Source organism: Sphingomonas sp. UNC305MFCol5.2 (genome assembly GCF_000712135.1).
GTDB lineage: Bacteria > Pseudomonadota > Alphaproteobacteria > Sphingomonadales > Sphingomonadaceae > Sphingomonas.
In genome coordinates, this window is record NZ_JOOE01000002.1 from 734,668 (window position 1) to 747,617 (window position 12,950).

14 protein-coding genes are annotated in these 12,950 nt (G+C 66.1%); 8 read left to right on the plus strand and 6 right to left on the minus strand.

What is annotated here, in order from left to right; all coding sequences use genetic code 11:
• The first annotated feature begins 2 nt into the window (after positions 1–2).
• Both accC and arsC read left to right on the plus strand, forming a co-directional pair.
• Positions 3–1,355 carry an acetyl-CoA carboxylase biotin carboxylase subunit gene (accC, locus tag BR78_RS0110655; protein WP_025560739.1) on the plus strand — a complete coding sequence of 451 codons (1,353 nt, stop codon included), beginning with the start codon at positions 3–5 and terminating at the stop codon, positions 1,353–1,355.
• A complete protein-coding gene (arsC, locus tag BR78_RS0110660; protein ID WP_025560740.1) occupies positions 1,352–1,696 on the plus strand; it encodes an arsenate reductase (glutaredoxin) in 345 nt (114 codons plus the stop codon). The genes accC and arsC overlap by 4 nt, the downstream gene beginning before the upstream one ends.
• Positions 1,697–1,710: 14 nt before the next feature.
• On the opposite strand, the gene BR78_RS0110665 is transcribed toward arsC, so the two are convergent.
• Positions 1,711–2,127, minus strand: coding sequence for a PAS domain-containing protein (locus BR78_RS0110665; RefSeq protein ID WP_025560741.1), 417 nt, complete (start codon positions 2,125–2,127; stop codon positions 1,711–1,713).
• Positions 2,128–2,220: 93 nt separating this feature from the next.
• On the opposite strand from BR78_RS0110665, the gene purL reads away from it, so the two are divergent.
• The 6 genes from purL to bfr all read left to right on the plus strand — a co-directional run bounded on the left by purL (position 2,221) and on the right by bfr (position 7,821).
• Positions 2,221–4,440: a phosphoribosylformylglycinamidine synthase subunit PurL gene (gene purL, locus BR78_RS0110670; RefSeq protein WP_029936440.1), complete on the plus strand. Its 2,220-nt coding sequence runs from the start codon at positions 2,221–2,223 to the stop codon at positions 4,438–4,440.
• 183 nt (positions 4,441–4,623) lie between these two features.
• On the plus strand, positions 4,624–5,055 hold the full coding sequence (locus BR78_RS0110675) for a DUF3052 family protein (RefSeq protein ID WP_025556864.1): 432 nt from the start codon (positions 4,624–4,626) through the stop codon (positions 5,053–5,055).
• A 37-nt stretch (positions 5,056–5,092) separates the two neighbouring features.
• Entirely contained in the window at positions 5,093–5,767 is a 675-nt protein-coding gene (locus tag BR78_RS0110680; RefSeq protein ID WP_025556862.1) for a nitroreductase family protein, read from the plus strand.
• 10 nt (positions 5,768–5,777) lie between these two features.
• Positions 5,778–7,001, plus strand: a complete 1,224-nt coding sequence (locus BR78_RS0110685; RefSeq protein ID WP_025556860.1) for a DUF418 domain-containing protein — start codon at positions 5,778–5,780, stop codon at positions 6,999–7,001.
• Between the two features lie 76 nt (positions 7,002–7,077).
• Complete coding sequence (locus tag BR78_RS0110690) at positions 7,078–7,248, plus strand: (2Fe-2S)-binding protein (RefSeq protein ID WP_029936441.1); 171 nt, start codon at positions 7,078–7,080, stop codon at positions 7,246–7,248.
• 90 nt (positions 7,249–7,338) lie between these two features.
• Positions 7,339–7,821, plus strand: coding sequence for a bacterioferritin (gene bfr / locus BR78_RS0110695; RefSeq protein ID WP_025556858.1), 483 nt, complete (start codon positions 7,339–7,341; stop codon positions 7,819–7,821).
• A 93-nt stretch (positions 7,822–7,914) separates the two neighbouring features.
• Here bfr and BR78_RS0110700 read toward each other — a convergent pair whose 3' ends face one another.
• The 5 genes from BR78_RS0110700 to panB form a co-directional block, all read right to left on the minus strand.
• On the minus strand, positions 7,915–8,334 hold the full coding sequence (locus BR78_RS0110700; protein ID WP_025495712.1) for an Hpt domain-containing protein: 420 nt from the start codon (positions 8,332–8,334) through the stop codon (positions 7,915–7,917).
• Between the two features lie 88 nt (positions 8,335–8,422).
• Positions 8,423–9,796: a ribosome biogenesis GTPase Der gene (gene der / locus BR78_RS0110705; RefSeq protein WP_025556856.1), complete on the minus strand. Its 1,374-nt coding sequence runs from the start codon at positions 9,794–9,796 to the stop codon at positions 8,423–8,425.
• 171 nt (positions 9,797–9,967) lie between these two features.
• A complete protein-coding gene (locus tag BR78_RS0110710) occupies positions 9,968–11,293 on the minus strand; it encodes an outer membrane protein assembly factor BamB family protein (RefSeq protein WP_029936442.1) in 1,326 nt (441 codons plus the stop codon).
• Positions 11,290–11,997: a tetratricopeptide repeat protein gene (locus BR78_RS0110715; protein WP_025560731.1), complete on the minus strand. Its 708-nt coding sequence runs from the start codon at positions 11,995–11,997 to the stop codon at positions 11,290–11,292. Before BR78_RS0110715 ends, BR78_RS0110710 begins: the two co-directional genes overlap by 4 nt.
• 76 nt (positions 11,998–12,073) lie before the next feature.
• Entirely contained in the window at positions 12,074–12,931 is an 858-nt protein-coding gene (panB, locus tag BR78_RS0110720; RefSeq protein ID WP_025560730.1) for a 3-methyl-2-oxobutanoate hydroxymethyltransferase, read from the minus strand.
• Between the last annotated feature and the right edge of the window lie 19 nt (positions 12,932–12,950).

Sequence of the window (12,950 nt, forward strand, 5' to 3'; positions counted from 1 at the left end):
GCATGGCCGAAATCAAGAAGCTCCTGATCGCCAATCGCGGCGAGATCGCGCTGCGCATCCATCGTGCCTGCCACGAGATGGGGATCAAGACCGTCGCGGTGCACTCGACCGCCGATTCCGACGCGATGCACGTGCGGCTGGCGGACGAAGCCATCTGCATCGGGCCGCCGAGCGCGACCGATTCGTATCTCAATATCCCGAACATCATCTCGGCCGCCGAGATCTCGGGCGCCGACGCGATCCACCCGGGCTATGGCTTCCTTTCGGAGAACGCGCAGTTCGCCGAGATCGTCGAGGCGCACGGGATCATCTTCGTCGGGCCCAAGCCCGAGCATATCCGCACGATGGGCGACAAGATCGAAGCCAAGCGCACCGCGGGCGCGCTGGGGCTGCCGCTGGTTCCCGGATCGGACGGCGCGATCAGCGATTTGGCCGAGGCCAAGGCGATCGCCGCCAAGGCCGGCTATCCGGTGATCATCAAGGCCGCTTCGGGCGGCGGCGGGCGCGGCATGAAGGTGTGCACGTCCGAGGATCAGCTCGAGACCTTGATGCAGCAGGCGGGCAGCGAGGCGAAGGCCGCGTTCGGCGACGCCACGGTCTATCTCGAGAAGTATCTCGGCAATCCGCGCCATATCGAGATCCAGGTGTTCGGCGACGGCAACGGCAATGCCGTGCATCTGGGCGAGCGCGACTGCTCGCTCCAGCGCCGCCACCAGAAAGTGCTCGAGGAAGCCCCCTCCCCCGTGCTCGGCCACGCCGATCGCGAGCGGATCGGCGGGATCTGCGCCAAGGCGATGGCCGATATGGGCTATCGCGGCGCAGGGACGATCGAGTTCCTGTGGGAAAATGGCGAGTTCTACTTCATCGAGATGAACACGCGCCTCCAGGTCGAGCATCCGGTGACCGAGATGATCACCGGGCTCGATCTCGTCCGCGAGCAGATCCGCGTCGCCGAGGGCCATGGCCTGTCTTGCGAGCAGCACCAGATCAACTTCCACGGCCATGCGATCGAATGCCGCATCAACGCCGAGGATCCGCGCACCTTCGCGCCCTCGCCGGGCACGGTGAAGCAGTTCCACGCGCCGGGCGGGATGCATGTCCGCGTCGATAGCGGTCTCTACACCGGCTACCGCGTGCCGCCTTATTACGACAGCATGATCGCCAAGCTGATCGTCTATGGCTCGACGCGCGAACGCTGCCTGATGCGGCTGCGGCGCGCGCTGGAGGAGTTCGTGATCGAGGGGATGAAGACGACGATCCCCCTGCATCAGGCGCTGCTCGACGACCCCGAATTCCAGCAGGGCGCGTACACGATCAAGTGGCTCGAAGAGTGGCTGGCGAAGCAGGACGCGTGAAGGCGACGATCTGGCACAATCCGAAATGCGGCACTTCGCGCAAGACGCTGGTGATTCTCGAAGAGACGCCCGGCATCGAAGTCGAGGTGATCGAATATCTGAAGACCCCGCCTTCCCGCGAGAAGCTGGTGGCCCTCTATGAACGCGCCGGCATCACCCCGCGCGAAGGGCTGCGCGCCAAGGAGCCGCTGGCGGCCGAGCTCGGCCTGCCGGAAGCGAGCGACGAGGCGATCCTCGATGGGATGATGGCGCACCCGATCCTGATCAACCGCCCGCTCGTCGAGACCGAAAAGGGCGTACGCCTCTGCCGCCCGCAGGAAGTGGTGCGCGAGATCCTCTGAGATCCGCGCGGCGCTCAGCGTGCCAGCATCTCCGCCGTGATATCCTGCTTCGAACCGTAGAGGAGTTCCGCGCGACCGCCGCGGCACAGCACATCGGCGGTCAACCGCATCCAGCGCAATTCTCCGCAGGGACGGCGGATCTGCGCCTCGATGGTGAAGCTGCCGCGCTCGGCGATCGCCCGCGCGCGCAGGCGCTCCATCAATTCGCGCGATTCGTCGACATACATTTCGACCACCGCGCGCCGATCGAGCGCGGTCCCGCGGGGCAGGCCGAACAAGTCGAATATCTCAGGCGACCAGCGCAGGGAGTTGTCGGCGAGGTCGCATTGCCAGCTGCCGGCCGGGCCGGCATCTATGGCGCGATCCGCGGCCGGCAGGGCGCCGCGCCATGCGGGCCAGCGAGTGCTGATCGGCCGGATGAGGAATCCCATGGCCGCAAGCTAGGGCGCAACGCGTTACCCGAGCGTTACGAAGCGGCGCGCGGGACTAGCCCCTCGCGCACCGCCCCGCTAAGGGCTGCGGCCATGACCGGAATCACGCCAGAGATCGTCGCCGAGCACGGCCTGTCCCCCGAGGAATATGCGCGCGTCCTGCACGCGATGGGGCGCGAGCCCAATCTGACCGAGCTCGGCATCTTCTCGGTGATGTGGTCCGAGCATTGCAGCTACAAATCCTCGCGCATCCACTTGAAGAAGCTCCCCACCACCGGTCCCCAGGTGATCTGCGGCCCGGGCGAGAATGCCGGCGTGGTCGACATCGGCGACGGCCAGGCGGCGATCTTCAAGATGGAGAGCCACAACCACCCCTCGTATATCGAGCCCTATCAGGGCGCGGCGACCGGCGTGGGCGGCATCCTGCGCGACGTGTTCACCATGGGCGCGCGCCCGGTGGCGAACATGAACGCATTGCGCTTCGGCCGGCCCGACCATCCCAAGATGCGCCACCTGATCGCTGGCGTGGTCCACGGCATCGGCGGCTATGGCAACTGCGTCGGCGTGCCGACCGTGGGCGGCGAAGTGAACTTCCACCCGGCCTATGACGGCAACATCCTCGTCAATGCGATGACGGTCGGCGTCGCGCAGACCGACAAGATCTTCTATTCGGCCGCATCGGGCGTGGGCAATCCGATCGTCTATGTCGGCTCGAAGACCGGCCGCGACGGCATCCACGGCGCGACGATGGCCTCGGCCGATTTCGGCGAGGATTCGGAAGAGAAGCGCCCCACCGTCCAGGTCGGCGATCCCTTCACCGAGAAGCTCCTCATCGAGGCCTGCCTCGAGCTGATGGCATCGGACGCGATCGTCGCGATCCAGGACATGGGCGCCGCGGGCCTTACCTCCTCCTCAGTCGAGATGGCGTCGAAGGGTGGCGTCGGCATCGAGCTGATCATGGACGACGTGCCCCAGCGCGAGACCGGCATGACGCCGTACGAGATGATGCTCTCGGAGAGCCAGGAGCGCATGCTCATGGTGCTCAAGCCCGGCCGCGAGGATTTCGCCAAGGCGATCTTCGAGAAGTGGGAACTGGACTTCGCCGTCATCGGCCACGTCACCGACACCGGCCGGATGGTGCTCAAATGGCAGGGCGACACGGTCGCCGATATCCCGCTCGCCCCGCTCGCCGACGAAGCGCCGCTCTACGATCGCCCGCACGTCCCGACGCCCAAGCGCGCGCCGCTGACCGACGTGCCCGAGAGCAGCGATCCCGCCGCCGATCTGATCAAGCTGATGGGCTCGCCCGACATCGCCAGCCGCCGCTGGATCTGGGAGCAATATGACCACATGGTCGGTGCCGACACGGTGCAGCGACCGGGCGGCGACGCCGCAGTGGTCCGCGTCCACGGCACGCAGAAGGGCCTCGCGATCACCACCGACTGCACCCCGCGTTATTGCTTCGCCGACCCGGTCGAAGGCGGCCGTCAGGCGGTTGCCGAGGCCTGGCGCAACCTGACCTCGGTCGGCGCGACGCCGCTCGCGGTGACCAACTGCCTCAACTTCGCTAATCCGCAGCGCCCCGAGATCATGGGCCAGATCGTCGGCTGCCTCGAAGGGATGAGCGAAGCGTGCGTCGCGCTCGACTTCCCGATCGTGTCGGGCAACGTCTCGCTCTACAACGAGTCCAAGGCCACCGGCGGCGGATCGGCGATCCTCCCCACTCCGGCGATCGGCGGGCTCGGGCTGCTCCAGGACTATTCCACCAGCTGCACCATCGCCTTCAAGGGCGTGGGCGACACCATCCTCACGATCGGCGAGCGCGGCGGCGATCTCGGCCAGTCGATCTGGCTGCGCGAAGTGCATGGCCGCGAGGATGGCCCCCCGCCCCCCGTCGATCTCGCCGCCGAGCGCCGCACCGGTGACTTCATCCGCGAACAGATCGCCAAGGGAGCGATCACCGCGTGCCACGACGTCTCCGACGGCGGGCTCGCCGTGGCGGTCGCCGAGATGGCGCTCGCCTCGGGAATCGGCGCGCTGGTCAACGAGCCGCAGCCCTTCGGCATCGCCGGCTCGCTGTTCGGCGAGGATCAGGGGCTCTACATCGTCACCGTCTGCGATTCGTGCCTCGCCGACTTCATGGTCGCGGCGCACAAGGCCGACGTCCCCGCCGATCATCTCGGCCGGACGATCAAGGAGCGCCTGATCTTCGAGCTCGACGAAGGCGACTGGACGGTATCGCTGGCCGACCTCCGCACGGCGCACGAAGGCTTCTTCCCGGCATTGATGGGCGAAGACGCCGCGCTGGCGTGATGCGAAATCCCTCTCCCCTTCAGGGGAGAGGGCAAGCGAGCGTAGCGAAGCGCGGGAGAGGGGCCAGAGCCCCGCATCCGCCGCACTTCCCCTCTCCCCGACCCTCTCCCCTGAAGGGGAGAGGGAGAAGAGCCCTTCCCCCTCCGCCGATTGCGTCTAAGGTGTGCCCTCGGAGGCATGCCGATGACCGCAGGCTATTCAGATACGCCGCTCGCCGACAAGCTCGGGCTCAAGCGCGGGATGCGCTGCTGGTTCCACAACATGCCCGCCAGTGTGCGCGAGACGATCGATCCCGGAGCCGCGCAGGTGGAGGAACAGCCGACCGCATCCGACGGGCTTCAATACGCGCATCTCTTCGTCACCGAGCGCCGGAAGCTCGAGAACGAGCTCGCCGCCTTGCAGCCGCTGATGGCGCCCAATGGCTTCATCTGGATCTCGTGGCCCAAAAAGGCGGCCAAGGTCGAAACCGACGTGACCGAGGACGTGATCCGCGAAATCGCGCTGCCAAGGGGCCTGGTCGATATCAAAATATGTGCGGTCGACGAGACATGGTCTGGTCTCAAGCTAGTGATCCGCAAGGAAAATCGTTCTGCCATAGCTCAGGATAAGCTCTGACTCGCTTTTGCTTTCCGGATTGTGCACCATTTGAAATATGCCCGATCCAGAGGCGCTGCCATGGCAGCCTTATCCCGAGATGACTGACGCCGAACGCGTCGAACGCGCGCGTGCGTTCCGCGATGCCATGCGCACCCGCCGCAGCTGCCGGGCGTTCAGCGAGAAGCCGGTGCCGCGCGAGATCATCGAGGCGGCGGTGGTCACGGCCGGATCTGCGCCGAACGGCGCCAATCACCAGCCCTGGCATTTCTGCGTCGTGTCCGCGCCCGAAGCGAAGAGTGCGATCCGCGTCGCCGCCGAGGAAGAGGAACGCGCTTTCTATGAAGGCCGCGCCGGCAGCGAATGGCTGGAGGCATTGTGGCCGCTCGGCACGGGCGCCGAAAAACCCTTTCTCGAAACCGCGCCGTGGCTGATCGTCGCTTTCGGCCAGCGCCGCGGCGGGCTCGATCCCGACAGTTTGAAGCAGAATTACTATGTGACCGAGAGTGTCGGTCTTGCCTGCGGATTGCTCCTCGCCACGTTGCATCAGGCCGGGATCGCGACCCTGGTCCATACGCCCAACCCGATGCGCTTCCTCAATCGCGTGTGCCGCCGCCCCGAGCACGAGAAGCCGGTGATGGTGATCGTGGCGGGCTATCCTTCCACCGATGCGACCATTCCGGCGCATGCGCTGGAAAAGAAGTCGCTGGAGCAGCTCGCGACCTGGCTGTAGCCGTCCCTTTATGGACCCGCCCGCCACCAGCCTGAACCTGCCGGCGGCGCGCCTCGCCTCGCTCGACGTGGTACGCGGCGTGGCGGTGCTCGGCATATTGCTGCTCAACATAGTGAGCTTCGGGCTGCCCGAAGCTGCATATCTCAATCCGCGCGCTTATGGCGGCTGGCACGGCGCCGATCTGGGCGTCTGGGCAATCAATTTCGTGCTGTTCGACGGCAAGATGCGCGGGCTTTTCTCCTTCCTGTTTGGCGCCTCGATGCTGCTCGTGATCGAGCGCGCCGAAGCGAGCGGCAAGAATGCCGCCAGCGTCCATTACCGGCGGATGATCTGGCTGCTCGCGTTCGGGCTGACGCATCTCTGGCTGGTCTGGCACGGCGACATCCTCGCGCATTATGCGCTGATCGGCATGCTCGCTTATGGGCTGCGCCGCCTCCCCGTTGAGCATCTGCTGGGGCTGGGCGCCGGGCTTATCCTCGCCACGACCGTGATCTTCGCGGGGCTGCCGGGCACGATCCACGCCGGGCAAGAGCTGGAAGCGCTCAACCGGATGATGGGCATACCCGCGCCGAGCGAGATCGCCCATGAGCTGGCACTGTATCGCGGCAACTATGCAGGCATCCTGCACGCGCGCTTTGCCGAGCATGCGGCGACGCCGCTGGCGATGCTGTGGTTCTTCGGGCCCGAGACATTGGCCTATATGCTGTTCGGCATGGCGGGCCTCCGCAGCGGGATGCTGCGCGGGGATTGGACCCGCGAACGCTATCGGCGCTGGCTGCTGGTCTGCTGGGGCATCGCGCTGCCGCTCTACGGCGCGCTCGCGGTCTACCAGATCCTCGCGCAGTTCAGCCTGTTCTCGGTAGCGCTCGGCGGCTGGGCGCTGACAGTGCCGCTGCGCCCGCCGATGATCGCCGGCTGGGCATGCCTGATCCTGCTGCTCGCGAAGCCCGGCGGAGCGCTCACCGAACGGCTCGCCGCGGCGGGGCGGATGGCCTTCACCAATTATCTGCTGACCAGCCTGATCTGCACCACCTTGTTCTATGGCTACGGATTCGGCTGGTTCGGCCATCTGTCGCGCTGGCAGCTCTATCCGGTGGTGCTCGCGATCTGGGCGATGATATTGCTCTGGTCGAAGCCCTGGCTGGCGCGGTTCCGATTCGGGCCGTTCGAATGGCTGTGGCGTAGCCTGGCGCGGGGAAGTCCACAAAGATTGCGCGGAGCAGCCTCTGCTTAAGTGCGAATGCTTCGCAATACCCTTGCGAATCGGTCTCAATAGCCGTACATCCCCACCATCGAGGCGTGAGGGTCAGATGGTCGTCTGCGTTTGCAATGCAATCCGGGAACATGACGTGCGTGCGGCAGCCCGCGAGGGCGCGACCAGTGCGTGCCAGGCGTATCGCGCGCTCGGACGCAGCCCGAAATGCGGCCAGTGCGTGCCCTTTGCCCGCGAGATCATCAACGCCGAGCGTGCGGCTGCGTAGCGTTCGCAACTAAAAAACCGCGGATTTCTGCGGTTTTCGCGCCCCTGTTTTAGCGCTATGGCATCCCCGTAAAGCATAGGGATGACGGCCATGAAGGGCGACGCAAAGGTCCTCGAATTCCTCAACGAGGTGCTCAAGAACGAGCTCACCGCGATCAACCAATATTGGCTGCACTACCGATTGCTCGACAATTGGGGCGTCCGGAAGCTCGCCGAGCTCGAGCGCCACGAATCGATCGACGAGATGAAGCACGCCGACAAATTGGCGGAGCGCATCCTATTCCTCGAAGGACTTCCCAATTTCCAGTTGCTCGGCCGCCTGCGCATCGGCGAGACTGTCGAGGAGATCCTGCGCGCCGACCTGGCGGTGGAAGTCGAGGCGATCGCCGTGCTCAAGGAAGCGATCCCGCATTGCGAGGCGGTGCGCGACTTCGTCACCCGCGACCTGTTCGTGGACATCCTCGAGAGCGAGGAAGAGCATGTCGACACGCTCGAGCGCCAGTTCGACATGATCGCGCGGATGGGGCTGGAAAATTACATCCAGCTCAACAGCAAGGCCGAAGAAGCGAGCTAGCGCTTTCGTGCTCCTGCGAAAGCCGGAGTCCAGAGTCACGAAGGAATCGCTTGCGGTCCTGGGCTCCTGCTTTCGCAGGAGCACTACGCTGCTTCAGAGAACCGGCCGACGCCCGAACGCGGCCGGTTTGCGCGCCACCAGCGGATTTGCCTCGCGCTCGAGCATGTCGAGCGTGGTTTCGAACAACGGGCGCAGCTTCACGACATGTTCGAGCGCCTCGGTCGGCGTCTCGCGGCGCTCGATGCAGCCGCGCGCGATCATCTCGATCGTCTCGGCCAGATCGGACAGCGGATCGGCGCCGAACTGGCGCGCCTCGCCCTTGAGCGTGTGCGCCGGGATCACCATCGCGGTGGCGTTGTGGCCACGCATCGCGTCTTCGATCCTGTCGACGGACTTGATGCCGTCCTCGCGGAAATAGCCGAGGATACGCACGAAGTTCGCCCCCAGCTCGGAGCGCGCCTGCTGGAAATTCTCCCAGTTCACCAGCGGATCATTGCCGATCGTCACGTTCATACCCAAAGCATACCCCCCGACGGTATCGGAGCGATCATAGATCGGGAACGTAAACAGGGCGTTGATGCCCTCCGCTGCGGTGCGCGCGTCAGCCCTTCTTGTCGTGATCGAACGGGTTCTTGGGCGCGCGCAGCGTCAAGCGCACGGGCACCGCGCCGAAATCGAATTCCTTGCGCAAGCCGTTGATCAGATAGCGCTGATAGCTGACCGGCAGCAGGTCGACGCGCGTGCCGAACAGGATGAAGCTGGGCGGGCGCGACTTGTTCTGGGTGACGTAGCGCGGCTTGATCCTTTTGCCGCCGGGTGCGGGGGGCGGATTGGCTTCGATCGCGCGCTCGAACCAGCGATTGAGCTGGCCGGTCGAGACACGGCGCGACCAGGCCTCGCGCGTCTCGAAGGCCACCTTCATCAGCATGTCGAGCCCCTTGCCGGTCTCGGCCGAGACCGTGAGCAAGGGCACGCCCTTGACCTGCGCCAGCCCCTCGTCGAGCGCGCCCTTGACGCCGTTGAACAGGCTGGAGGCGTTTTCGGCGACGTCCCATTTGTTGAGCGCGATGACGAGCGCGCGGCCCTCCTGGAGCACGCGATCGGCGATCTTGAGGTCCTGCACCTCGAGCCCGCGGGTCGCGTCGAGCAGCAGCACCACGACTTCGGCGAAGTCGATCGCACGCAGCGTGTCCATCACCGAGAGCTTTTCGAGCTTCTCCTCGACGCGCGCCTTCTTGCGCAGGCCGGCGGTGTCGATCAGGCGGACCTTGCGCTTCGCCCCTTCGAAATCTTCCCATTCCCAGTCGATCGAGATCGAATCGCGCGTGATCCCGGCTTCGGGGCCGGTGATCATGCGATCCTCGTCGAGCAGCCGGTTGACCAGCGTCGACTTGCCGGCATTGGGCCGGCCGACGATCGCCAGCTTGAGCGGGGCATCGGGCGATTCCGCGTCCTCGGGCGCCTCCTCTTCCTCGTCGCGGTCGACATGCGGCAGCAGCGCCTCGAACAAATCGGCGACGCCCTCGCCATGTTCGGCGGAGAAGGGGATCGGATCGCCCAGGCCCAGCGCCATCGCTTCGATTATGCCCGATTCGCCTGCTTTTCCCTCCGCCTTGTTGGCCATCAGCACCACCGGACGGTCGGTGCTGCGCAGCCAGCGGGCGATCTCCTCGTCGAGCGGCGTCACCCCCGCCCGCGCGTCGATCAGGAACAGCGAGACATCGGCATCGCGCACCGCGGCCTCGGTCTGCGCGCGCATCCGGCCGGGGAGCGTGGCAACGTCCTTGTCCTCATAGCCCGCGGTGTCCATCACCCGGAATTCGAGCCCGAGCAGGTTCGCCTCGCCCTCGCGGCGATCGCGCGTCACGCCGGGCTGATCGTCGACCAGCGCCAGCCGCTTGCCGACGAGCCGGTTGAACAAGGTCGACTTGCCGACATTCGGACGTCCGATGATGGCGACGATGGGAAGAGGCATTTTCTAACTCACTCCCCTCCCTGCTTGCAGGGAGGGGCTGGGGGTGGGTGCGCGTGTCTGCGCGCCTAATAGACTCTCGGGCGGTATAAACAAAGTGACGGGCGGGGCATCGAGCCCCACCCGTCACTACCCACCCCTAAACCCCTCCCTGAAGGGAGGGGAGAATCCAGGTTACCTGTACGCGCTCAACCGACCCTTGTCGTCGAGGACGTAGAGCGTGTTGTTCGCGACGACGAGCGGAAGCGAGATCGATTCCTTGACGTCCATCGTGCCGGTCACGCTGCCGTCGGTCGGCGAGGCGAAGACGATCTCGCCGCGGCTGTTGCCGAGGATGAGGCGGCCGCCGGCGAGCACCGGGCCGACCCAACTGATCGGATTCTTCGACTTCTTCTCATTCTCATAGTGGCGCAGCTGCGAGATCCAGCGGATCTTGCCGGTTCCGCGCGCGATCGCGAGGAGCCGGGCGTCGTCGGTCACGACGAACAGCCATTCGCCCGCCGCCCACGGCGTCGAGATGCCGGCGATGGTCTGCTCCCACAGCGGATTGCCGCTGGCCATGTCCATCGCGACCATGCGGCCGCCCTGGCCGATCGCATAGACGCGGCCCTGATCGATCACCGGCTCGGCATCGATATCCGAAAGCGACGAAACCGAAGTCGACATCGACGTGCGCGAGAGCACCACGTCCCACAGCGAACGGCCATTCTCGTAGCGATAGGCATTGAGCTCGCCCGACGAGAAGCCGGCGACCACCGTGCCCAGCGCCGAGGCCGGCGCGGCGACGCCGAACACGCCCTGCGATTCGAGGCTGGCCGAGACCGTCCAGCTGATCTCGCCGGTATCCTGCGCCAGCGCGAAGAGCTGGTTGTCCTGCGTGACGACATAGGCATTGCCATTGGCGAGCGTCGGCGCGCCGCGCAGCGGGCCACCAGGACGCTTGCGCCACACCACCGCGCCGTCGGCGACGTTGAGCGCGACCACGTCGCCGAGGCCGTTGCTGGCGAACGCGCGTTCGCCCTCGACGCTGACGCCGCCGCCGAAGCGCGCGGTCTTGTTGCCCTCGTCTTCCTTGGCGGTGCTGGCGCGCCACAATTCAGCGCCGGTGTCCGCCGCCATCGCATGGACGACGCCGTCGGTATCGATCACGAAGAGCTTGTTCTCGGACACGACCGGCGACGCGGCGAGCCGCTCCTTCTTGGAAGGCTTGGCGACGTCCTTCGACCAGATTCGCGTCGGGCTCGCGCCGAGTGCCAAATGGCCCATCGACTTGGCCGCGTTGCCGCCGGGCTGGCGCCAGCCGTCGTTCGCGGCCGCTTCGGGAAGCAGCACGTCGACGGCCGCGAGCGACTTGTCCGCCGCGATGTCGCTCTCCGACACCAGGATCGGCACGCGCTCGCCGAGCACGGGGGTCTTCTTGCCGCCGCCTTTGAAGATCCCGCAGCCGCTCACCATCGCGAGCGCCGCGAGAGCGGCAGCCACCCTCACCTTGTTGTTCATTTAGCCTTGGTATCCTTCGACTGATCGATGGCGTCGACACCGAGTACGCCCGCCAGCTGAACCGCACGTTGACGGATCGATTCGGGGACCTTCGCGCCGCCTTGCGCGATCTGTCCGTAGAGCCGGCCTGCCTCGGCCTTGTTGCCTGCCTTGAGATAGGCCGCGGCGACGAGCTCGCCCGCAGTGCCGAGCCACGGCGAATTGGGATTGGTCAGCCCCTTCAGGCGATCGATCACGACCTGCGGCTTGAGACTGTCATATTCGGCGACCGTCTGGCGGATCAGCGCGAGATCGCGATAGGGCTGCTCGAATTTCGCGTTGTTCGCGACTTCGGCGAACTTCGCGGCGGCGCCCTTGGCGTCGTTCTTCTGGAGCAGCAGATTGCCTTGGGCGATCCGGGCCATCGCGGCATAGCCTTCGCCACTGCCGGCCGCGATCCTGTCGAGCTCGGGCAGTGCCTTGTCGGCCTTGCTCTCCTCGACGAGGCGCATCGCCGCATCGAACTGCTCGCCCTGCGTCCCCGCCTTCTGCGTGTTGTAATGCTGCCAATAGAGCCACCCGCCGAACGCGATCAGCGCGAGCACCACGGCGCCGAGAATCCAGCGACCATAGTTGCGCAGGATGTGCATCGCCTGATCGCGGCGATACTCCTCGTCGACTTCGCGCAGAAAGGCTTCGTCAGTGGTACCGGGAGGAAGCGCCAAGAGTGACTCCGTGGGGTTGTTGCGGGCGCGGACCTTAGCCGTGCCCTCCGCCTAAAGGAAGCGTGCTGCTAGCCCTTCAGCCGCGCGCGGGATAGACCTGTTCGGTGCCCGGGAAGTCCCGCGACCGGACTTCGGCGGCATAGGTCTCAACCGCGGCGGAAATGCGGCCAGCGAGATCGTCGTAGCGCTTCACGAAGCGCGGCGTGCGCTCGAACAGGCCGAGCATGTCTTCGGTCACCAGCACCTGCCCGTCGCATTGCGCCGAGGCGCCGATGCCGATCACGGGGACCGGCACGGCGGCGGTGATCTCGTTGGCAAGGCCCTCGACCACGCCTTCCGCGACCATGCCGAACGCGCCGGCCTCCGCGATCGCGCGGGCATCGTCGAGAATCTGCGCATGCTCGGCATTGCTGCGGCCGCGCGCGCCATAGCCGCCCAACGCATTCACCGACTGCGGGGTGAGGCCGATATGGCCCATCACCGGGATGCCGCGGCGCGTGAGGAACTCGACCACCGGCGCCATCGCCGTGCCCCCTTCCAGCTTCACCCCCGCGGCACCGGTTTCGGCGAGAACGCGCGCGGCCGATTCGAAGGCGTGCTCGGGGCTCGCCTCGTAGCTGCCGAAGGGCATGTCGACGATCACCAGCGAATGATAGCTGCCGCGCACCACCGCAGCGCCGTGCGCGATCATCATGTCGAGCGTCACCGGTAGCGTCGAGGGCAGACCGTAGATCACCTGGCCGAGGCTGTCGCCGACCAGCAGCACATCGCAATGCGGATCGAGCAACTGCGCCATCCGCGTGGTGTAGGCCGTCAGCATCACCACCGGATCCTTCCCCTTGCGATCGCGGATCGCGGGGATGGTGAGCCGCTTCATCGGCGACGGCGTGGGATTGGCGCGGCTGGTGCTGGTGTCGAGCGTGTAGGTGGACATGGGACTGCTCTAGCGCCGC